General features: G+C 50.8%; 18 protein-coding genes. 1 reads left to right on the top strand and 17 read right to left on the bottom strand.

Annotation, left to right across the window (positions count from 1 at the left end; translation table 11 throughout):
* Nucleotides 1–76: 76 nt before the first annotated feature.
* The 4 genes from HZ996_05625 to HZ996_05610 are packed head-to-tail and all read right to left on the bottom strand — an operon-like array spanning nucleotide 77 to nucleotide 4,024.
* Nucleotides 77–625 (bottom strand): cob(I)yrinic acid a,c-diamide adenosyltransferase, encoded by a 549-nt coding sequence (locus HZ996_05625; GenBank protein QTN38652.1) that lies wholly within the window; start codon nucleotides 623–625, stop codon nucleotides 77–79.
* Between the two features lie 27 nt (nucleotides 626–652).
* Nucleotides 653–1,339, bottom strand: a complete 687-nt coding sequence (locus tag HZ996_05620; protein ID QTN38651.1) for an ABC transporter ATP-binding protein — start codon at nucleotides 1,337–1,339, stop codon at nucleotides 653–655.
* 25 nt (nucleotides 1,340–1,364) lie between these two features.
* Complete coding sequence (locus HZ996_05615) at nucleotides 1,365–2,153, bottom strand: class I SAM-dependent methyltransferase (protein ID QTN38650.1); 789 nt, start codon at nucleotides 2,151–2,153, stop codon at nucleotides 1,365–1,367.
* Complete coding sequence (locus tag HZ996_05610; GenBank protein QTN38649.1) at nucleotides 2,150–4,024, bottom strand: ATP-binding cassette domain-containing protein; 1,875 nt, start codon at nucleotides 4,022–4,024, stop codon at nucleotides 2,150–2,152. The genes HZ996_05615 and HZ996_05610 overlap by 4 nt, the downstream gene beginning before the upstream one ends.
* Nucleotides 4,025–4,075: 51 nt before the next feature.
* Between HZ996_05610 and HZ996_05605 the strand changes: the two genes are divergently transcribed.
* The gene (locus HZ996_05605) at nucleotides 4,076–5,437 is read left to right on the top strand and encodes an aldehyde dehydrogenase (protein ID QTN40005.1); all 1,362 of its coding nucleotides are present in this window, start codon (nucleotides 4,076–4,078) and stop codon (nucleotides 5,435–5,437) included.
* Here HZ996_05605 and HZ996_05600 read toward each other — a convergent pair.
* The 13 genes from HZ996_05600 to lnt form a co-directional block, all read right to left on the bottom strand.
* Nucleotides 5,409–6,092: a spheroidene monooxygenase gene (locus HZ996_05600; GenBank protein QTN38648.1), complete on the bottom strand. Its 684-nt coding sequence runs from the start codon at nucleotides 6,090–6,092 to the stop codon at nucleotides 5,409–5,411. The two genes, HZ996_05605 and HZ996_05600, sit on opposite strands and share 29 nt — an antisense overlap.
* 1 nt (nucleotide 6,093) lies before the next feature.
* On the bottom strand, nucleotides 6,094–7,203 hold the full coding sequence (locus HZ996_05595) for a DUF3667 domain-containing protein (protein QTN38647.1): 1,110 nt from the start codon (nucleotides 7,201–7,203) through the stop codon (nucleotides 6,094–6,096).
* Nucleotides 7,203–9,713 carry a carboxypeptidase-like regulatory domain-containing protein gene (locus HZ996_05590; GenBank protein QTN38646.1) on the bottom strand — a complete coding sequence of 837 codons (2,511 nt, stop codon included), beginning with the start codon at nucleotides 9,711–9,713 and terminating at the stop codon, nucleotides 7,203–7,205. Before HZ996_05590 ends, HZ996_05595 begins: the two co-directional genes overlap by 1 nt.
* A gap of 24 nt (nucleotides 9,714–9,737) precedes the next feature.
* On the bottom strand, nucleotides 9,738–11,240 hold the full coding sequence (locus HZ996_05585; protein QTN38645.1) for a YifB family Mg chelatase-like AAA ATPase: 1,503 nt from the start codon (nucleotides 11,238–11,240) through the stop codon (nucleotides 9,738–9,740).
* A gap of 65 nt (nucleotides 11,241–11,305) precedes the next feature.
* Nucleotides 11,306–12,106 carry an FRG domain-containing protein gene (locus HZ996_05580; GenBank protein ID QTN38644.1) on the bottom strand — a complete coding sequence of 267 codons (801 nt, stop codon included), beginning with the start codon at nucleotides 12,104–12,106 and terminating at the stop codon, nucleotides 11,306–11,308.
* Nucleotides 12,103–12,489, bottom strand: coding sequence for a response regulator (locus HZ996_05575; protein ID QTN38643.1), 387 nt, complete (start codon nucleotides 12,487–12,489; stop codon nucleotides 12,103–12,105). Before HZ996_05575 ends, HZ996_05580 begins: the two co-directional genes overlap by 4 nt.
* Nucleotides 12,490–12,529: 40 nt before the next feature.
* Nucleotides 12,530–12,958: a hypothetical protein gene (locus HZ996_05570; GenBank protein ID QTN38642.1), complete on the bottom strand. Its 429-nt coding sequence runs from the start codon at nucleotides 12,956–12,958 to the stop codon at nucleotides 12,530–12,532.
* Nucleotides 12,945–13,511, bottom strand: coding sequence for a D-sedoheptulose 7-phosphate isomerase (gene lpcA, locus HZ996_05565; protein QTN38641.1), 567 nt, complete (start codon nucleotides 13,509–13,511; stop codon nucleotides 12,945–12,947). Before lpcA ends, HZ996_05570 begins: the two co-directional genes overlap by 14 nt.
* Nucleotides 13,511–15,631: a thioredoxin family protein gene (locus tag HZ996_05560; protein QTN38640.1), complete on the bottom strand. Its 2,121-nt coding sequence runs from the start codon at nucleotides 15,629–15,631 to the stop codon at nucleotides 13,511–13,513. Before HZ996_05560 ends, lpcA begins: the two co-directional genes overlap by 1 nt.
* Nucleotides 15,632–15,637: 6 nt before the next feature.
* Nucleotides 15,638–16,984 carry a tRNA lysidine(34) synthetase TilS gene (tilS, locus tag HZ996_05555; protein ID QTN38639.1) on the bottom strand — a complete coding sequence of 449 codons (1,347 nt, stop codon included), beginning with the start codon at nucleotides 16,982–16,984 and terminating at the stop codon, nucleotides 15,638–15,640.
* Complete coding sequence (locus tag HZ996_05550) at nucleotides 16,968–18,308, bottom strand: anthranilate synthase component I family protein (GenBank protein QTN38638.1); 1,341 nt, start codon at nucleotides 18,306–18,308, stop codon at nucleotides 16,968–16,970. The genes tilS and HZ996_05550 overlap by 17 nt, the downstream gene beginning before the upstream one ends.
* Nucleotide 18,309: 1 nt before the next feature.
* Nucleotides 18,310–19,713 carry a dihydrolipoyl dehydrogenase gene (gene lpdA, locus HZ996_05545; protein ID QTN38637.1) on the bottom strand — a complete coding sequence of 468 codons (1,404 nt, stop codon included), beginning with the start codon at nucleotides 19,711–19,713 and terminating at the stop codon, nucleotides 18,310–18,312.
* Nucleotides 19,714–19,865: 152 nt separating this feature from the next.
* Nucleotides 19,866–21,467, bottom strand: a complete 1,602-nt coding sequence (gene lnt / locus HZ996_05540; protein ID QTN38636.1) for an apolipoprotein N-acyltransferase — start codon at nucleotides 21,465–21,467, stop codon at nucleotides 19,866–19,868.
* Nucleotides 21,468–21,469: the final 2 nt, after the last annotated feature.

Raw genomic sequence — 21,469 nt, 5'->3', positions numbered from 1 at the left:
GGTGCTTTCAAATTTTTTGCAAATGTAATTTTAATTTCCACATGTGCAAGTCTTTTTTCATCGGCCCGAAGGGCCCTTATTTTCTTGGCTCCCAAGGCGTTTCAACCGCTCCAAGCTCTTGACCGAGGAGACGACCCATAACAAAAAGATAATCCGAGAGTCGATTTAGGTAGGTCAAAACCAAGGGATCCACAAAGCTCTGTCCACGCAGTTCGGTCACAAGGCGCTCCGCCCTGCGGCAGATGGTCCGCGCAACGTGGCTGTGACTTACGGCCAAATGACCCCCAGGCAAAATGAAGGCTTTTAGCTCGGGGAGCTTTGCGTCCATTTCGTCCATCCACTGCTCTAAGAGCTGAACATCACTATCGCGCAAATCCGGAATGGCCATCTTGGATCGCTCTGGATCACTGGCCAAAGAAGACCCAATGGTAAAGAGGCGATCTTGGATTTCGATCAACTGTTCGGTCACCTGATCCATCCCCGCGGCGTCGCGAACGACCCCGAGGTAGGAATTGAGCTCATCGATGGTTCCGTACGATGCAATCCGCAAGTCGTGCTTGGCCACGCGCGTTCCTCCAATTAAGGAAGTCGCTCCACTGTCCCCTTTTTTCGTGTAGATCTTCATGTCCGAAATTTTAAGGTGAACGCCTTTCTAGCGAATCTGTTCATCCGAAGCGACCTGTCCATCGATCAATCGAATGACTCGGTGCGCATGCTGCGCAATATCTTCTTCGTGGGTCACGACCACGAGGGTATTCCCATTAGCGTGAATCTCGTCCATCAGGGCCATGATCTCCACCGAAGTCTTGGAATCGAGGTTTCCCGTAGGCTCATCGGCCAGAATAAGGGATGGACGGTTGACCAAAGCTCTTGCCACCGCGACGCGTTGACGTTGACCACCGGAGAGTTGATTCGGGCGGTGGGTCATCCGATCACTAAGGCCTACTAGACCGAGCACTTCCTCCGCTCGCTTCAAGCGGTCTTCGGAGGACTGTCCCGCGTAAACCAGCGGCAAGGCCACATTGTCCAAAGCCGTAGATCGAGGCAATAGGTTGAAGGTCTGGAAAACGAATCCAATCTCCTTGTTCCGGATCTCCGCTAAATCGTTGTCCGTTAATCCGCTGACATCGGTGCCATTCAGGACATACTGACCTCCTGTTGGGGTGTCCAAGCAACCCAAGAGATTCATCAAGGTCGACTTTCCCGATCCAGATGGCCCCATCAAGGCCACGTATTCTCCTTTTTTAATGGTCAAGGAAATACCGCGAAGCACCTTGAGTTCTTCGGCGCCCATCCGGAAATTCCGGGTGATGTCGGATAATTCGATTACGTTTTCCATGGGAAATCAAACTTAACCAAAATGCTCAAAGGCGCAACCGAAAATGTTCCCGTAACTGTTGCGTGCGGAAAAAGAGCAATCCGAATCTAAAGAGATCAATGGACTGGCGCACTTCAGGACGACGACAGAGTTCATCCCAAGCAGCCGTCATGGATTGAGAACGATATATATCATCGATAATCACAACGGAGTTTTTGTGCAGATGAGGCAAGATTTGATTGAAGTAATCATGTACTTCATTGGGATTGTGCTCTCCGTCCATCACCACTATATCCCACTCCTCACCAACTTTCATTAAAGTGGGAAGTAGTTCATCGAACTTGCCGTGTCGGACCAGAACACGATCCGATAGTCCAATTTTTTTGAGTCCTTCCTTGGCCACTTCCAATAAAGAGGCGCAAGAATCCACCGTAGTTACAGTTCCCGATGAGCCTCGCGCCAAATAAGTAGTCCCTAGACCAATGGAAGTACCGAGCTCCAGAACGCGATCTGCATCCGTGTACTCCGCCAAGCGCATTAATAGCCGACCGTACTTAGCGGGGACACTGGATCTTCGAGCGACATCGCAAACACGTCGTTCCTTGAGCTCGAGGGTCTCGTGATTTCCTGAAGTGCGCTGTTCCACATCGATTTTGCGATGATCGCGCATCATTTCGCGCCGTAGGCGCTCAATATCCTGAGTCCTCGGTTCTTCACGATCTTTGATGACTTCGTTATAGAGCTGAAAGAGATATGGGGAGTGAAGCGCATGTGCATTCCTCGCCATCATACGGTGGCGAAAGTAGGCCATCATTCTGTATGCGTTCCAACTCATGCGAATTCCGATAGTTCCAGCCAGCGGTCCGTTTTGACCTCAATTTCTTTTTGCACTTCAGCGAGTTCAATACTCAGCTCCTCCATTTTTTCCCCTTCCAAGTTACCTGAGGCAAACGAATCGTGAATTTCCGCCTTACGCGTTTCGAGCTTTTCGATTTCTGCCTCGAGCCCGTCGTACTCGCGCTGTTGCATGTAGCTCAAGCGCTTCTTCTCTTTGGGCGCTTCGTCTTTAGTCTCGACCGACTTACTGGCTTGTGCGGCGGCCTTCTGCTCTTTTTCCCGCTGCTCTTTTTCGGCCATGTAAACACGGTAATCCTGATAATTGCCATTCAAGTCCTTAACCGCGCCCGCACCCTCGAAGACAAAAAGGTGATCGACCAGCTTGTTCATGAAATAGCGGTCGTGGCTGACCACGATAATAACGCCTTCAAATTCCTGTAAAAAATCTTCTAGTACGGTCAGGGTGATCAGGTCCAGATCGTTGGTCGGCTCATCGAGGATTAAGAAGTTGGGATTGGCCATCAAGACGGTCAACAGATACAATCTTCTGCGTTCTCCTCCGCTCAACTTAGAAACATAGGTCCATTGATCATCTCGAGAAAACAAGAACCGTTCGAGCATTTGAGCCGCAGTTAACTTGCGTCCTTTAGTGAGCGGAATAACCTCGGCGATGTTCTTGACCACGTCAATGACCCGCTGATCTTCTTTGAGCTTAATTCCGTCTTGAGTGTAATAGCCGAACTGAACCGTATCCCCAATGACTACTTTTCCACCTTTTGGAGCCAAGGCACCCGTGATGAGTTTCAGAAAGGTCGTTTTGCCCGTTCCATTGCGCCCAACAATGCCTATTCGGTCCTTCTTTTTGAAGGTATAGCTGAAGCCGTTGAGGATGGGCAAATCGTCAAAATTCATTTTGACGTTGTGGAGCTCAACGATTTTAGCACCCATGCGCTGCATCTTGATTTCCATCTCCACCTGCTCGTCCTTGTTGCGCTTATGCGCTTCTTTCTTGATGTCGTAAAAGGCGTCAATCCGAGCCTTACTCTTGGTCCCGCGTGCCTTGGGCTGGCGGCGCATCCAATCCAACTCTTTGCGATAGAGGTTCTTGGCTTTCTCCACATTTGTGGCCTGAATCTCGTAGCGCTCGTTTTTCTTGGCCAAATAGTACTCGTAGTCGCCTTGGTACTTAAAGATCTGGCCTTGATCCAATTCAATGATGTGATCGCAGAGGGAATCCAAAAAGTATCGATCGTGCGTGACCATGAAGACCGTGACTTCAGATCGACCTAAGAATTCCTCTAGCCATTCGATCATCTCTATATCCATGTGGTTGGTCGGCTCATCGAGAATAATGAGGTCGGGGTCTTGAATCAGCAGCTTAGCCAACGCCACGCGCTTTTTCTGCCCCCCTGACAAATCCCCTATGGGACGGTCGATATGGTCCAAATTCAGCTTACCTAGAATCTGCTTCACGCGCACTTCTGCATCCCAAGCCTGAAGTTTTTCCATCTCGTCGAAAGCGGCCTGCATTTCCTCAGCTTCTTCGGGGTGCTCGAGACTGAGCTCATAGCGACGAATAGCTTGAGTAATGGGATCATCCCCATCAAACATAGCATCCAATATCAATTTATCTGCCGGGAGATTGGGGTCTTGATCCAGGAAACCCACTTGAATGTCTTTTCGGAAGGTCACGGCTCCTTCATCTGGGCCTTCCAAACCGGCCAGGATGCGCAACAGAGAGCTCTTCCCTGTCCCGTTCTTCGCAACAAAGGCCACTTTTTGGCCTTGATCTATGCCAAAGCTCACGCCTTGGAACAGAATGCGTTCCCCGTAGGATTTGGCCAGATTTTCAATGGACAGGTAGTTCATAGAGGTGCTGCAAAAGTGCGAAAAATGGGCGTTATTTGGGACATGGAGGAGATCAAGGATATCTACAAGAAACAGCGGGAATACTTTAACACTGGAGCAACGCTCTCCTACGCTTTTCGAAAAGAACAGCTTCGCCGGTTCTTGAACATGATGAACCACTACGAGCAGGACATGCTCGATGCTATGGCTGCGGATATTGGGAAAAGTCGCTTTGAAGGCTACACGCACGAGATTGCCTTGGTCAAATCGGACATCAAGTTTGCCTTGAAGAATTTGCGCTCGTGGATGCGGGATGAGCGAATTTCTGATGCGCTAGCCACCTTCCCTGCGCGGCACTTCAACCACGCGAGTCCCTATGGGAATGTGCTCCTGATTGCTCCATGGAATTACCCGGTTCGATTAGCTCTACTCCCGCTTGTCGGAGTCATTGCTGCCGGGAATACCACTGTGCTCAAGCCTTCCGAACTCGCTCCAAACATGTCCAAGGTTTTCAAGCGCATGATCTCCGAAACCTTTGACTCCGAATATCTCCATGTGGTCGAAGGAGGAGTCCCAGAATCAAATGCTCTCCTCTCCCAGCCCTTCAACTACATCTTTTTTACCGGCAGCACGGCAGTCGGAAAAATCGTGATGAAGGCCGCTTCAGAGCACTTAGTCCCGGTGACATTAGAATTAGGCGGAAAATGCACCACTGTTGTGGATGAAACAGCCTCTTTAGCCATTACGGCCAAAAGAATCGTTTGGGGGCGTTTCATGAACGCGGGCCAATCTTGTACCGCTCCGGATTTTGTAGTTGCGCACGAGAGCGTAAAGGACCGTTTGATTGAACTGATCGTCAAAGAGACTATTGATCAATGGGGGGCCAATCCAAAAGAGAATGAAGACTACGGGCGCATTGTAACCCCGCGACATCTCGATAGACTTATTGGGTTTTTAGGGGATGGTGAGCTTGTTCACGGTGGAGAACACGACTCGGAAGATCGATATTTAGCACCAACGATTCTCGACAATATTCAGTGGGAGGATCCCATCATGCAGGAGGAAATCTTTGGCCCCATTCTCCCGATCCTAAGCTATTCCAATTGGGATGCGCTCATAGCCCGTTTAAAGACCATGCCAAGCCCGCTTGCCTTGTATCTATTTTCAAAATCCAGCTCACATGAGAAGCAAATTCTGCGCGAACTCTCGTTCGGGAATGCCTGCATCAACGATGTAATCATGCATATGGCCAATCACCATTTGCCCTTCGGCGGCGTGGGTGACAGTGGCATGGGACGCTACCATGGGCGCTATTCGTTTCAGACCTTTTCCCATATCAAAGGGATCACCAAGACGCCCACGTGGCTCAGTATTCCCCTTCGTTTTGCCCCGTACGGTTCACGGATCAAGCTGGTAAGACGCCTTCTGGGATAAAACCGTCGTTCTCGATAATCTTCGGAACAAATTCAACGAACAACTCTTCAGAATACCATTTCCTCTTTCGGGTCTTTTCGATAATCTTCCGATGCGTATCGCCTTCATAGGCGTAGCGAAACATACTCTCCTTCGACGGCCACAAGGAAAAAGTGGCTTGCTCTACCCAAGGCAACTCACCCACTCCTTTAGAAAAAAGCACTTCCTTATTCTCTGTCAGGGATTTGCTCGCTACGGGAACATGTCGCCAGAATTCAAGGAGTCTTTTAGTGCGAATTCTCGCTCGTGTCATCACCGCCAGAGGGCCATCCTGATAAATATGATGTACAGGGAACGGCTGCTCCCCGTGCCATTTCCCATGTGCTTTAACAGTGTTCAAGTCGAGGTGAACATGGGATTCGGCATGAGCTTGCCAATCTCGACTCATCGGTGACTGTAAGAAAGCTCTGGCCTCTTCGGGAGAATCCCATACGGTTAGATGACCATATGTTCTAAAGTCGGGCTTCATGGAAAAGCCTTCCCCTGCTCCAGTACCCAGAAACTTGACAAACTTGGGCTTTGGCCCTTCTTCCAAACGCTCTTTAGCCAGGCCCATCTGTCGAAAAGCCCACCAGCGGCGGTTTTTAGGAAAACGATAAAAGGAAAGTACTACCACCTTATTCTTGCTTCAGCCATTTAAGGCGCAAAGCAGCATTTTGTTCTTCAACGGGGCGTATAATCAATGTATCTCCAGACCATTCTATGCGTCGTTTTACTTTTACACCCACTTCTGATGAGTCAGAATGCGTTAAGCGAGTATGTTGCACAACCGTGTCCCCTTTGAGTAATTCATAGGTTCCTGTGTAGAAATAGTCAATAGACTGCAGGTGAAGACTTACGTGGCCATTTCGGTCGTAATTAAGCACTCCGATCATCCCTTCTTCTCGATAGGGGGCCCATTCACCCGTCAGGGAATCCGCACGCTCCATAGACTGCAATTCCCAGTAGCCGTATAAATCTTCTTTAGCATCGAGCATCGGCAGATTTCCGTTGCGAAAATCAATGAACATCTTCAAGGACACCACCAGGGTCATCGCTACTACGAAAACGGCAAAGGACAACACATAGGCCAACAAGGTCTTTACAATGACGGCCCCGTCAAAGCCAAAGATTCGGGCTAAGGCGTAGACGAGATATATGAGGGAGATTCCGAACCCCAAGAAGACGTTAATTTCTGGTGAATCCCTCAGAAAAATCTGGAGAGGTGTAGTCACAACACCTAGTATGATCACAAAGGTGTAGAGGTAGGTGGACATCAAAAGATGTTCGGCGTAATTCCATTTCTCACTTCGGAGGAAAAGCCATGTGAATAAAGCTAAAAACGGAATGACCCCGACCGACAGAAAATTCATGTACTTGGTCATCAATCCACCCATGTACTGCATGGCAATTTCCTGCTGTTTACTTTCAACGGTCTGGACCGTAACGGCATCCATCAAGTCAAGTTGAACGAACAGAATAGCATTTATCGTGGCGAAAATAATCGCCAGTCGAATGGGGTTGTAGTACGGGCTTCGAATCCCCTTGATGTAATTGCGAATGAGCTCTTCCGGCCGCAGCAAAAGAAGCCTCATTGTGGTGTTGAAGCCACTGTCGTAGGAGAAAAAGCTCCCGAAAAATTCTCGGAGCAGGTTCCCAAAGGAAATTCTTGGCGTGGCATTATCTTCACCACACTGAGCACACCATCGTCCGTTTAATTCCGCATCACAGCGTTGACAATTTTCCATCAGAATCGAACTGCTAGGTCTACGCGAATTCCGAATGCATTCGGAGTCGAAAAGGCTGTTTCTTCTAAATAAGAGAGTCTCCAAATGGCATCCACACGTAGAAATTTGAAAATATTCTCAATACCTACTCCAACTTCATAATACCCGCGATCAGGGGCCTGAATCGTTGTTCCGTCTTCCGTGGTATTCAACTCAATATTATCTGGAGTTAAGGTTCCAATCATTCCACGAGCTGTGATTACCTCCCGCCACTTCAGCTTTCGAAATAAGGGAATTCGATTGAAGAAAAGCCCCACGAAGTGATGTTCCAGATTAAAACTCGCGTATTGATCGGTTGTGAATTCAAAGAAATTCATAAGGTTGTAGGAGTACCGTGCATAGGCATAGGTATTGTTACCTGGCGCCACATCCAACAAGGGAAAAGGCAGGGTTCCAAACACCTTACTCGCCTCAAGAGTCAAGATAGACTTACCGAAAGGCGGCAACAAGAAGGGCTTGGTAAATCCAGCATATATTTTGTGAAACTCATAGTCACTTCCCAAGAAGTCGGGAATACCATAGGAGTAGTTTAAAATGAAGGTTGGATGCGGCGTATACACATCCAAACGTTCGACTCCAACGCCGAGCCACTTTTTGCCCGGACGATACAGGAGATTCAACTCAATTTCGGAAGTAGAAATAGGACCCGCTTCAGCACTAATCTCGGTGAAATCTACGGCACCAACACCAAACACATCCCGGCGACGGAATTCTACCTTGGCCTCTAAATCTTTGATGTATTCACTTCGGAAATAAGTCTTGGTTTCCCGAACCAAACTCAATCGATCAAAGGGCTCTCTAGCGAGTACCGAACTCAAAAAAGACCCCGTACGCGTTGCTGCCGTGGTGTATCGTGCACCGATCTGCTCAATATCATAGGTGTGGTACGCACCGAGCTCCAAGCGCGGCTTGTCCTTGAAAAGCCATTTCCCACCCAGAGAGTATTTTAAGATTCCATCTCTGGTGCCGTAGGCGACATGAGCATATATGCGAAAAAGATCATTTCGGTCCCAATAAGTACGACCGCCAAAACGCAAACGCATACCTTCAACGGGGTTGAAGGCCAGAGTCGAAAGCAAGGGCCCCAAATCATAACCTTCCATCTCCCAATAACCTGAAAGGACAAAGGCAATGACATCCAAATAGGTCCGGAAAGCCGGCGTGTTCTTCAGCGTGTCAATCATGCTGTAGATGCCCAGCTCCTGCTCCGTAAGTTCCTTGTTGCGGACGTCCTTCCAATAGGTGTCATCGTTGGAGTTGGCTATCATGTCCTCCCGGCTAAACTCCTCTTCTCGATAAAATTCTTCAGGCCTGGGTTGGTCGATAACATAGTCGTTAAACTCTGTCGTTTTAATACCGTATAGCCCGTACGCATCCTTGTTGTCCTGAACAGCGAAGTCAACGATAATAAAGTCCTGTTTCAACATCCAGATGGAATCGTGATACAACTCGTAACTGCGGCGCACAGACAAGTCATTGACAAAATTCACATTGGCATCGCCGGTCATTTTCATGTCAATATCCGTCACCGCCCAGGTTTTTTCATCGACCCACATTTCCCCTTTGAAGGTCAATTCCTGCTTCCGGCGTGGAATGAACTGAATGTTGAATTGGGTACTTCCGTTTACCTCCGTGCTGTCGGTGAGGTAGTACTTATAGCTTAATAGTCCTAAGCTCGAAATAGGACTGACGAATCCCTTCTCGAAAATGGGCAGGTAATTGTCATAGATATTGTAGTCTTGGTATAGAGCACCCATGAACTCTTGGACTCCAGCATTGGCGTCAAATCCCGCATTTTTGGTCGCCCGCATAATTTCTTTCTCGAGCTTGGGGTCTTGCCGATAGTAATAGTCGTAGGCCGATTCGATGATGAAAATGGGCAAGTATACCTTACCGTTCACATCAGAAGTATCCGCATAATCAAAAATGAAATCGAGGGGCTTGAAGACCGCTCGATTCTTGAAATTATCATCAATGTTGTTCAAATCGAACTCTATCTTCTCGTACTTCTGATACTCGTAGGCCGATAAATTTTCCGGTGAGTTCTTGTCCCTGTTGGCCCAGATATTTCGAAGAATCACATGCGCCGGATTCTCCTTTTCCTTTTCATTCGGGTCTGCGGTGACCACCACCTCGTTAAGACTAATGCTCGAAGCTTTCAGCCGTATGGTTACTTCTTGATCTTGGCCGGGGACAATGGCCAGTGATGTCGTTTGATAACCCAGATAAGTGGCAATAATAGAATCGACCTTCTGAACAGTTTGAATTTCGAAGGATCCGTCAAAGTCGGTTATGGTACCGATGCTCGTGTTCGGGAAGACGACGTTGGCGAAGGGGACGGGCTCACTGGTCTCATAGTCCAATACCGTACCGCGCACACGTGTGATTTGAGCTTGTACCGTAGTAGACAACAAAACAAGGGCATAAACCCACTTCAACCGCACCATATGTTGAACCACGCACTGCAGCATATAGATTAGCTAAAGTACGCTTTTTCAACGGCCAGAAACCCGGTCCAGTATGCGGTATTGAATGGCCTCGGACAAATGAGTCAATCCGATATTATCCTGACCTTCGAGGTCGGCTATGGTACGTGCAACGCGCAGGATTTTGTGGTAAGCTCTTGCCGAAAAGTTCCATTTGTGAGCGGCCTCCCTGAGCAGTGTTTGTGATGCTCGGTTTAAAGCGGCATAGGTTTTTAGTTGGTCAGGTTTCAGCTCGGCATTGCGCTGTACTTCCAAATCGCAATACCGTCGAGATTGAAGATCCATGACACGCTCTACTTGTACTTTCATTTCCTCCGTTGTCCATGAGGTCTGGTGATGGTTGAGATCTGACCAAGGAACAGCTTTGACTTCAACGTGCATATCCAAACGATCCAAAAGTGGACGTGAGAGCTTTCCGAGGTATCGACCCTGAATAATGGGATTCGATGCCTCTTCAAACGAACCGGAGGGACTCGGATTCATGCTGGCAATGAGTTGAAAATTTGCCGGAAAGTCAACGGAATACCTGGATCTAGCAATGGTCACTTTTCGGTCCTCCAAAGGCTGACGGAGCAACTCCAGCACGGATCTTGAGAATTCCGGAAGCTCATCGAGGAACAAGACTCCACAGTGCGCAAGCGATATTTCGCCTGGAGCTGGAGGCACACCACCCCCTGCCATACTCGCTGCCGTACAACTGTGATGAGGGTGACGGAAGGGACGCGTCCTCATCAGGCCAATTCGTCCACTTTTACCGGAAATAGAATGGACCAAGGCAGCCTCCAAAGCCTCCGTTTTGGAAAGAGCGGGTAGGATTCCTGGAAAGCGACGGGCCATCATGGTCTTTCCCGAACCAGGCGGTCCAATCATCAAGATGTTATGCCCGCCTGCCGCCGCAATGACCAGAGCGCGCTTCACTGCCTTCTGACCTTGGATGTCTGCATAATCGGGGCAATCCCTTTGCTCGGATGGCTCAAAAACGGATGGAGGCCGTACTTGCCAACTTCGCACCCCAGATAAGGCCTCTAAAACTTCCTTAAAGTGCTCGGCATAGCGCACCCGCAGACCTTCGACCACGGCTGCCTCCTCGGCATTTTCCTTTGGGACCAAAATGCCAACATATCCTAAGGATTTAGCTAAAAGTGCCATAGCTAGTACACCTCGAACGGGACGGAGTGATCCGTCGAGAGAAAGCTCTCCAACGATCATATACCGCTCAAGTCCCAACAATGATATTCGCCGAGCTGCGGCCAGCACCCCTAAAGCAATGGGTAGGTCGTATAAACTACCCACTTTCCTGAGGTCTGCCGGCGCCAAGTTGACGGTGAATTGAAATCCAGGCCACTTCTGACCTGTGCGAATGGCTGAACGAATCCGATAGTAGCTCTCCCGAATGGCGCTGTCGGCCAGGCCGACAATATGCCACTTCCATCCAGGTGAAGTGCTGACTTCAACAGTGACGGGTAGAGCTCGAATGCCAATCAAGGAGGCGGAGTGCAACTTCACGATCATGCTGCAAGCTGGGAAAGCTCAAGGCCACATCGTGCCGTAGGCACCGAATAAAGAATACCGAGATGTTATTTTTTAGAACTGTAGTGTCGCTTGAGCCACTCGCTCAGTCCTCCGAGTCCAGGGAAAAGAACGCGCTCGGTGATATTGGCCTGGTCGAGCTTGTCGCGAACCTCCCACTTCAGCTCGGCGGGAATAATGATGCGGAAGAAAAGCTCGGGGTGCTTCTGAAGCCAGTCGTCCAAACGTACCGTTGGCGAAGACATTAGGGAGAATAAGGCAAACTGGTTGACAATACGCTCATCCAAAGAGGGCGGTTCGAGGAAGAGAATGAAGTCCTCCGACTCGACGAGTTCGTCCAACATCTCTAGGCGATCGCACACCGACTCCAGCATTTCTGCGGTGAAGGCATTGGACTCTTCGCGTCGAATGACCTGCTGTAATTTGTCGGGAAGAAAGGAATTGAGCTCCGTGTAGTGCAAGCACCAGATGACCCCATCCTCGTTGATCTTGGTAAGGTCGTTCGTTGTAAAGTGCAGTGCTACGTAGGGAGAATAGGTCCAATCCAGAAGACGCGTGGGTAGCCCGTGGTGTTGGGCTGTCGCCATCCAGTTCCAAATACTGTTCCCCGGGGCCGCATCGCGGTGGGCATATTTCTGGAAGTTCCGGAGCAAATGTCGTTCGAGCTTTGGATAAGGCCCTCCTATGCGCTGAAGGCTGGTCAGCAACTCGAAATTGGACTGATCCAGTCCGCGATAGATGAAATTAGATCGATATCGATTGATTCGGTCGTCCCAGGTATGACTAAATAGGCAATCCTGTAGCTCCGACCAGCTCGTTGGTCTCAAATCACCACTGAGGGTTTTCATGACTCCAGATTCAGGTGCTCCATGAGCTCGGTCAAGGATGCGGGCATGAGCGGCTTCGAAATAAAATCCACTACACTTGGGAACGACTGACTCTTTTCCTGATCACTGGGGTCAATGGAAGAGGTCAACATCACCACGGCCGAATCGAATCCGTCCTTCTCATATGCTTCCAGGAACTGCCAGCCATCTAGCCCCGGCATATTGATGTCCAAGAAAATAAGGCTCGGCATTTCCCCGCCCGAACGAAGGCGATCTAACGCAGGTTGCCCATCCGGGAATACTTCAATGGTGAGCTGATCGTTGAAGTGCTTCTTCAGCATCCGTTCATTGATCATATTGTTGATTGGGTCGTCATCGACCAAAAAATAGAGTGGCGGTTTCATGGCGTAGGTGTAGTGTGATGTACTATCGAAGGTACTAAATCTACTCCGATACGCCTAGAACTTCCTGCAGGTCTGGATTGATAAAGAGGTAGCTAAAGACCTCCAATTGGGCGGGATTGAACATCTGTAGCCCATCGACTTCGAAGGGCACATAAAGCTCTTCCTCCAGGTCTCGAATCACATAGCGCTCGCGGTCGGTTTGCCACAACACGGCCCCTTCGCGATATGGCTCATCGGGATCGATCTTGTACTTGACCAAATCCCACTCGTAAATGTGCTTGTTGTTCTTGTCTCGAATGCCCACGAACTCATCGCGCACATTGTAGTCCATGGCCTTTCCCGTCCACCAAAAGCCGTCTTTGCTGTAAAAGGTACTTCTTCCGTACATCACCCGCATGAAACCGACAATGGTCTCATCGTGTCGAATGCGATAGCGTTCTTCCGGAAGTTGGGGTTCATCGTTCCACATGCTGCTCCACGTAATGAATGAGGCAGTGGATGACTTTGATGTGAATCTCTTGAGCGCGGTCCGAAAAGTCACTGTGCGGTGCGCGAATTTCTACATCGCACTCCTTCGCCAAAGCACCACCCGTTTTACCGGTGAGGCCAATGACCTTCATTCCCTTCTCTTTTGCGGCGCCTACGGCGCGAAGAACGTTCGCGCTATTCCCACTAGTCGAAATGGCGAGTAGCACATCTCCAGAGCGCCCTAAGGCCTCTACACCCCGTGAAAACACTTGATCGTAACCGTAGTCATTCGACACACAGGTCAAATACGACGGATCGCTCAAGGCCAAAGCCGCATATGCGGGCCGATCTTCTCGAAAGCGGCCGCTCAATTCCTCCGCGAAATGCATCGCGTCGCTCATCGAGCCTCCGTTCCCACAACTCAAGATTTTGCCATCCTGCTGCAGTGCATTAACAAGCAGCGCTCCGGCCTGTTCAATCCGAGTGATGTTTTCGTCATCGGCGAGAAACTCCGCCAAGACTTTTTGGGCCTCAAGAAGTTCTTCTCTAATCATTATTTGAATGCTGCAACGCCGCGATCTAACCAATCCACAAATTTGGGAATGTCCGGGTCGTAGGCGGTGGGTTCAATCAAGGGATCCATATCCTCATGATCAATGATCACATAGTAGGGCTGACTGTTGGTTTGGTAGTGCTTTGCTTGGAATTCACTCCACAGGTTTCCAATGGTCTTCACCTTCTTTCCAGTGATGTCACTGGTGTATTGTTCCTCCTTTGGTAAGCGCTCGCGCTCGTCTACATAGAGCGATATCAAGACCACCTCATTCCGCAGGCGTTCCAACACCCGTGGATCGCTCCACACTTGCTCCTCCATTTTTCGGCAGTTGACACAGCCCCAACCGGTAAAGTCCAACATGATGGGTTTGCCCACCTTTTCTGCATAGGCCTTACCGGTTTCAAAATCGTGGAAACAGTTCAAGCCGTGCGGACAGTGTGCCGGGTCTGCACCTTCTGGAACCATCTCACCAGTTCCTGAAGCCACAACAGCTGTAGCGCTTCCCCCAAACCCTTCGGGTGACTCGCTGTAGAACATCGGCGGAGTAAATCCACTGATGGCCTTCAATGGCGCCCCCCAAAGTCCGGGGATTAAGTAGATGGTGAACATCAAACTGAAGATCGCGAAGAAGAGTCGTGATACTGAAATCTTTTCCAATGGACTATCGTGCGGCAGGCGGAACTTGCCCAGCAAGTACAAGGTCAAAAGTCCGAAGATGGCGATCCAGCTCACGATGAACCACTCGCGCTTGAGCAATCCTGCTTGCCACACCAGGTCAGCAGTACTTAAGAACTTCAAGGCAAAAGCCAATTCGATAAAACCGAGGACCACCTTCACAGAGTTCAACCACCCTCCAGACTTTGGAAGGGTATTCAACCAACCAGGGAAGGCCGCGAACAGCCCAAAAGGCAAAGCCAAGGCTAAAGAGAATCCAAACATTCCCACTAGCGGTCCTTGGATTCCCCCGCTGAAGGCTTCAAAGAGCAAGGAACCGATGATGGGTCCTGTGCAGCTAAAGGAAACCAAAGCTAGGGTGAAGGCCATAAAGAAGATTCCGATCAACCCTCCTCGTTCAGAGGCGCGATCGGCGTTGTTGACCCAGCTCGAGGGCAAGGTAATTTCAAACGCCCCAAAGAAGCTGATGGCAAAGACCACCAAAATCAAGAAGAAGGCAATGTTGACGTACGGGTTCGTACTGAAAGCGTTCAGTGCATCAGGCCCGAACAATACGGTAATCAAAAGTCCGATCAAGGTGTAAAGGACGATGATGGAACTACCGTAGATAATAGCATTAGCAATACCCTTTGCACGGGTCTTGCTCTGCTTCGTAAAGAAGCTCACCGTCAAAGGAATCATCGGGAAGACGCAAGGCGTCAATAAAGCCGCAAATCCACCCAAAAAGCTGAGCAAAAAGATGCTGATCAAGGATCGACTAGCCACCGGCTCGGCGGGGCCTGAACCTACAGAAACCGCTGCCTCTTCAACGACTTCTTCGCCTTCGACTACCTCTTCTTCTCCACCCGAAAGATCAAATCCACCGGAGTTTTCCAAAGGCTCAATGGTTGACTCCTCTTCAACGGATTCATCACCAGCTGCTTCGTCGTCGGTTTGACGAACCTCTTCCTCTTCACCGGAATCTTCGCTACCTCCTTCTGGGGTGAAACCGGCCAAGGAGAATTCGAAGTCAATGTATTCTGGGGGTAAGCACTGGGTGGCGTCACAGGTCATGAACGTGAGCTCTCCAACCACCTTTACGGGATCGCTCGAAGTAATGCGCACCTTCTGCACAAAATCAACCTCCAGGCTGTAGTACTTGAGGTCCATCATGAAATTCGGATCGTACTCCTCTTCCAGATGTCCGCGCTCTTCTACAGGACCAATGGCCTCCCAGCCAATGGCATCTTCAAAGATAAATTCGGTAGGAATGGGTCCTCCATCAGGGATATCCTGGCTGTACAAGTGCCACGTCGGATCAATCGTAGCGCTGAAAATAAGTTCTGCTTCGTTGTCGCTCAGTTGATTTGTGGAATAGCTCCATTTAACGGGCTCCAAAATCTGCGCAAAGGCCGTCGAGACAAAGAAAAACAGGGAGAGTAGTGAGTAGATCAGCTTCCGCATTATGCCTTACATTTCATTTTCCAAAAGCGCCACAAGGTACACCTTTTCGGTGGCGTCTCCAATTTTGTACCGGTCGTCAAGACGGTGCCCAACGAGCCAAATAATGTCATCTCCAGAGCACAAAAGCCAGGCATTTTCCTTGGCGGTACGGCTCCATTTTTCATCGGTGAAGTAGTCTTGAAGTTTCTTGGTTCCGCTCATGCCCAAGGGCTTAAATGCATCACCCGCCCTCCATCGCCTCAAGGTCAGAGGGAAGCTCAGCTTATCATAATCCAAAGCAGCTCGTAACGGGCTCGTCGGAATATCCACCAAGCGTCGTTCCTTCAACTCCCCGCGCAAAACGATTGGGTCATTGAGGGCTTCACCTTCATACCAGGTGTAGGTACTTTGCTCCTCATCCGCCCGTCGATCAATCACCAAGTGCTCCCGGTCCATCGTCAAGCGGTACTTCGGACTAAAGAAACGCGCACCCACCGTCTTTTCGTCTATCGCCCGAAGGATGTCCCCAAGGGCCGTAAATCCATAAGGGCGTAAGAGCTCATGCCACAGGGTAGCCGAGCCCGCCCGGTCTTGAATCGGGGCCATCCGCACTTCCGTCCAGTGCTCTTTCTCGCTAAACGCCGCCTTTCGTACCTCGCCCACCGCGTCGGCAAGCAGATGCTCCAAATCGCGCATTCGAGAGGCAAAGTCCGTGATATTGGCACTTAAAGCGGGTTGAATATCGAGTGCCTGCGGCACGATGTTGTGGCGAATCACGTTTCGCCGGTACTTCAGACTGGCGTTCGACGAATCCGTCCGAAACGCCACTCCAGACTCCTCCGCATAAGCGAGAATCTCATCCTTCCCTACGGTCAGGAGCGGTCGCAATAGGCCGCGCTCAGCGCCCGCAAACTCCTGCTCGGCCAGTATACCGCGAAGGCCACTGACCCCTGTTCCGCGAATCATATTCCACCAAATGGTCTCGAGCTGATCATCCCGATGATGGGCGGTCAACAGATGATCAAAACCCTCTTCCCGCATGACCTCCGCAAACCAATCGTAGCGCTTTCGGCGTGCCCACATTTGGACCGATTCATCGCTTTGATCTTCCAATTCCTCAGGACTAAAGCGCCGCCAATGAAGGGGAATACCGGCTTCTTGGGCGTATTGCTGAACAAAGGCCTCGTCGGCGGCCGATTCATCGCCCCGCAGCTGGAAGTTGGCGTGGGCCAAGGAGAGGTCGACACCGGCTGAATGAAGCAAGTGGACGAGCGTCATGGAATCCACGCCGCCGCTGACGGCAACGAGGCATCGCGCCGTAGGCGCAAGATTCGCCTCCGCCCAATCGCTTATGACTTTATTCAGCGGTTTCATGGCTGGGGTTTGATTGACGCACCGCCTCCAATAGGGCGCGCGCCTTGAGTTCTGTTTCGTTCCATTCCTCCGCACCGTCGCTCAAAATGGTCAGTGCCCCGCCTACTTGAAGGCTCAGATAGCGACGGTCCGCGCGATAGATAAGGGAACGAATGACGACGTTGAAATCGCCCTGACCCTGCGGGTCGATGTACCCCAAACCTCCGGAGTACCATCCGCGGCGGCTTTCTTCCATCTCCTCGATGATCTGCATGGCGCGAACCTTAGGCGCTCCGGTCATGCTGCCCATAGGAAAGGTGGCGCGCAACAGATCAGACCACGTTTTGCCCTGGGCGAGGTCGGCCCGAACCGTGCTGATCATTTGATGTACGGTTTCAAAACTGTAGATGCCGTAGAGCTCGTCTACGTGAACGCTGTCCCTTGCTGCTACCCGGCTGAGGTCATTCCGAACCAAGTCAACGATCATGACGTTCTCGCCCCGCTCTTTTCGGCTGTTGCGAAGGGCTTCTTTTAAGCGGAGATCCTCCGGCTCATCGCTCGAGCGGGCCGCAGTCCCCTTGATGGGCTGGGAAATCACGCGTTGTCCCTCTTTGCGCAGATAGCGCTCAGGGGAAGCACAAAGGAGATATTCTTCTTCCCAACGCCAAAAGGCCGAAAAAGGGGCCTGAGTTCGTTTTTGAATGGCCTGAAACGCCAGCCAAGGATCAATTTCAGCATCTTCAGCATAGTATTCCCGGCAAAAATTCATCTCGTAGATGTCGCCTTGCCGAATGTGTTTTTGAATGCGATCAAAGCGCTCCAAATAAGTTTCCCGATCCAATCGGCTTTCCCAGGAAATGGCCTTCGGGGCCACTACTTGGCCTTCAGGGCGAGGATCAGTCGTTCGGACCTGGCGCCACAGTTCGCTGGGGTCCTCTGTTTCGTCCTCCAGCATGTGGAGCTCCACCTTCCACCCTTTCAATAGCCACAAAAAGCGCGGACTGAAAAAGCGCAGGTCCGGAAATTCAAGACCATCCGTATTCGCCGAAGTGAGGTACTCTACTTCGTTCTTAAGGTCGTAACCCAAACCGCCAAACCACCAGTCTGGTCGGGCTAGTCGCGCTTGATCTAATGCCTCGAACGCGACCCCGGCAAAAGCCGAAAGGGAGTCCACAGCCTCCACGGCTACCGCCATTTCAAAGGCGGGTTCAAAGCGCCCGGGATATCGAAAATCGTTGTTGTCTAAAACACAAACTGCCCTGAACCGTCGGGTCCAGAGCAGTAGTTTGTTCTTGATCGCGGCCTTATCGGTAACGGGAAAGGTATGTACCGTTCGGCGGATCATCTTACTTGTGCAAAGCGCGGTTTTCTGTGGCTTCAAGAGCCGCCTCGCGAATCGCTTCCGTATATGTTGGGTGAGCGTGGCTCATGCGCGCAATATCCTCCGCACTAGCGCGGTACTCCATGGCCACAACTGCCTCTGCAATCATGTCCGCGGCACGAGGCCCACAGATGTGAACGCCCAAAATTTCATCGGTTGCCGCATCTGCCAGCATTTTCACCTGACCGTCCGTGTCCATCGAGGCACGCGCACGTCCACTCGCCTTGAACATGAAAGATCCAGTCTTGTACTTCACCCCGGCTTCTTTCAATTCCTCTTCGGTCTTACCTACAGAAGCCACTTCTGGCCAAGTGTAAACCACATTAGGAATCAAGTTGTAATCGATGTGCGGCTTCTGACCGGCCAAAAGCTCAGCCAAGGCCACACCTTCTTCTTCGGCTTTGTGCGCCAACATAATTCCTCGAACCACGTCACCGATGGCGTAAACGCCGTCTACATTGGTCGCGAATTGGTCGTTGATCACCACGCGTCCGCGGTCGTCCATCTCCAATCCGATGGCCTCGCCGTTCAATCCAGCCGTGTACGGCTTCCGACCCACAGCTACTAAGCAGTAATCCGCCTCAAAAGTGACCTCTTCACCTTTCTTGTTATCGGCGACTACCTTGACACCTTTTCCGGTGTTCTCCGCCGATTTCACCTTGTGGGAGAAATTAAATTTCACGCCCAACTTCTTCATCGCGCGGGTCAAATCCTTGCTCATCGCACTGTCCATCATGGGCACGGCACGATCCGCGTATTCCAAGAAGGTCACTTCCGTTCCCAAACGCTGGTAAACCGATCCGAGCTCGAGTCCAATAACACCAGCACCGATGACTACCATTTTCTTCGGTACAGCCTGCAATTCCAGGGCTTCCGTAGAACTGATGATGCGATCCTTGTCGATTTCGATTCCCGGCAAGCTGTTCGGCTTGGATCCGGTCGCAATGATGACCTTTCCAGTTTTCACTTCCGTCTCCGTCCCATCGGCAGCAGTGACTTTAAGTGTATTCGCATCCACGAAGGAACCCAATCCAGTGTGGACATCGATGTTGTTCTTGTTCATGAGGAAGGCAATACCGTCGGCATTCCCTTTAACCACTCCGCGCTTCCGCTCGATCATTTGCGGCATATTCACCTTCAAATCGGCCAATTCGATCCCGTGCGTTTCGAATTTTTCCGCGGCGTTGTGGTAGTGTTCTGAGCTATCGAGCAATGCCTTCGAAGGAATACAACCCACGTTGGAGCAAGTTCCGCCCAAGCTGTCGTATTTCTCGATGATTGCTGTTTTCATGCCGAGCTGAGCGCAGCGAATCGCCGCTACATATCCTCCCGGTCCTGATCCAATGACGGTTACGTCGTAGGTACTCATTATGATGATTTTATCAATTCAATTTCATTGAGGCTTCAAAGGTAACTAATGCACTGCTTATAGCCTCTTTCCGAGCTTTTCATTTGTCGATATGCGATGGGTGTTGTCTATGGATTTGCGCCTGCGGCGCGATGCTCCCTTTGCCCCTTCTTTCAAGCCTTCACTCGACCTCGCACAAAAACGTACAACAAGAAGGCTATGGCCAGAGCATACGCCAATCGCCCAATAGCGTCACCATAGCGCTGGTAGAGGGTCGGAGCATTGGACAAGAATACCTCCTGGCGCAGAGCTCCGCGCTCATCCCAACCCAGTCGCTGAAGTGTATTTCCTTTAAAGTCGATAAAGCCCGAAATTCCCGTGTTGGCCGCCCGAGCGACGCTTCTTCGGTTTTCAATGGCCCGAAGCTTCGCATAAGCAAAGTGCTGCTTGTACCCGTCGGTATCCCTCCACCACCCATCGTTGGTGATAATCCCCAAAAAGTCCGCTCCATTATTGGCATAATCGGTCACAAACTCCCCAAAAACACTCTCCCAACAGATGACCGGGGCCACTTTCAGGTCCTTAGTGCCGTGTGGGAAGACGTCTCGGGTTTCCTGCATGCCCAAGGTGCCCGTGGTTCCACCGAGATCCAGAATGGCTTCACCGAGTAGAGGTTGCAAAGTACTTCTAAAGGGCATTTGCTCCACCCCGACCACCAGCTTGGACTTGTGATAGGTTTGGATGGTATCTGAAGTGATGGAAATGGCGGTATTGAAGCTGTCCCAGTAGTATTGCGCTCGCTCGTTGTATCGCGCCGTAGGCGATGCATCTTGGGGGCGATCGTATACTTTATAGGTACTCGCACCAATCACAAACTGTGTATTTGGATACTGACGGAGCCAACTCTGAATCAATCTAATCGTGGGCTCGCGATCTAGGCGATCTTCATTCAACCCGCCCGGAAGGGCTGTTTCGGGAGCCAAAACAACGTCCACCTGATCGTCCATCACGGAATCGGCAATGGCCAGAATTCTGCGGGTTTGCTCGATGTCATCCGTATTGAACTTCTCCGTGTACGGGTCCACATTCGGTTGAATCACGACCACATCTGCAGTGTCCCCGAGGGCCACATATTGGGCTCCTATCTGCAAGCTTAGTGCTAAGGGCACTAGAATGAAGAGGACAAGCCGCAAGGCCAAGCGCAACCACTGTCGCACCGTTTGGTGCTGACGTTGAAACTTGGCCAACCAAGCGTACAGGGTGATGTTGACCACCCAGATCCAAAGGGTTCCTCCCAATGTTCCGGTATACTCGTACCACTGAACCGCGTCTGGAGCACCGGCAAAGGCGTTTCCGAGGTTCATCCAGGGCCAGGACAAATCCCAGCGTAAAATGAAGTGTTCGAAGGCAACCCAATAGGCCGGAAGCGAAATTAAGGCTCTCTGGGGGCCCAAGTTCTTACGACCTTTATAGTACAGGACCATCATCAAGGCCATGGCTGTTGCGTTGAACAGGCTGGAGGAAACGGCTCCAATCGCCGCGGCGTAATAGATCCACCAACTGCAAGCGACGTTCCAAATGAGAAAAGCGATAAAACTGTACCCAAAAACGGCCCAGCCCTTTTTGCCCTTGAATTCAGTATCGTAGTCTATTTCGCGTACCACCCAAAGCAGTGGAATGAAGGCGACTAAGGTCAAGGGGGCTAGCATCCGTGGCGGCCAAGCGAGGATGAGGAGTAAGGCAGAAGCGAGGGCTAGTAGGAGTCGCCGAAGCATAG

It is taken from the genome of Cryomorphaceae bacterium, assembly GCA_017798125.1.
Taxonomy (GTDB): Bacteria; Bacteroidota; Bacteroidia; order Flavobacteriales; family ECT2AJA-044; genus ECT2AJA-044.
This window is presented reverse-complemented; position numbering and strand designations above follow the sequence as displayed.

Coding starts and splice junctions, on each gene's coding strand:
- HZ996_05625 (QTN38652.1), bottom strand. CDS start 625: ATGAAGATCTACACGAAAAAAGGGGACAGTGGAGCGACTTCCTTAATT.
- HZ996_05620 (QTN38651.1), bottom strand. CDS start 1,339: ATGGAAAACGTAATCGAATTATCCGACATCACCCGGAATTTCCGGATG.
- HZ996_05615 (QTN38650.1), bottom strand. CDS start 2,153: ATGAGTTGGAACGCATACAGAATGATGGCCTACTTTCGCCACCGTATG.
- HZ996_05610 (QTN38649.1), bottom strand. CDS start 4,024: ATGAACTACCTGTCCATTGAAAATCTGGCCAAATCCTACGGGGAACGC.
- HZ996_05595 (QTN38647.1), bottom strand. CDS start 7,203: ATGGAAAATTGTCAACGCTGTGATGCGGAATTAAACGGACGATGGTGT.
- HZ996_05590 (QTN38646.1), bottom strand. CDS start 9,713: ATGCTGCAGTGCGTGGTTCAACATATGGTGCGGTTGAAGTGGGTTTAT.
- HZ996_05585 (QTN38645.1), bottom strand. CDS start 11,240: ATGATCGTGAAGTTGCACTCCGCCTCCTTGATTGGCATTCGAGCTCTA.
- HZ996_05580 (QTN38644.1), bottom strand. CDS start 12,106: ATGAAAACCCTCAGTGGTGATTTGAGACCAACGAGCTGGTCGGAGCTA.
- HZ996_05575 (QTN38643.1), bottom strand. CDS start 12,489: ATGAAACCGCCACTCTATTTTTTGGTCGATGACGACCCAATCAACAAT.
- HZ996_05570 (QTN38642.1), bottom strand. CDS start 12,958: ATGTGGAACGATGAACCCCAACTTCCGGAAGAACGCTATCGCATTCGA.
- lpcA (QTN38641.1), bottom strand. CDS start 13,511: ATGATTAGAGAAGAACTTCTTGAGGCCCAAAAAGTCTTGGCGGAGTTT.
- HZ996_05560 (QTN38640.1), bottom strand. CDS start 15,631: ATGCGGAAGCTGATCTACTCACTACTCTCCCTGTTTTTCTTTGTCTCG.
- tilS (QTN38639.1), bottom strand. CDS start 16,984: ATGAAACCGCTGAATAAAGTCATAAGCGATTGGGCGGAGGCGAATCTT.
- HZ996_05550 (QTN38638.1), bottom strand. CDS start 18,308: ATGATCCGCCGAACGGTACATACCTTTCCCGTTACCGATAAGGCCGCG.
- lpdA (QTN38637.1), bottom strand. CDS start 19,713: ATGAGTACCTACGACGTAACCGTCATTGGATCAGGACCGGGAGGATAT.
- lnt (QTN38636.1), bottom strand. CDS start 21,467: ATGCTTCGGCGACTCCTACTAGCCCTCGCTTCTGCCTTACTCCTCATC.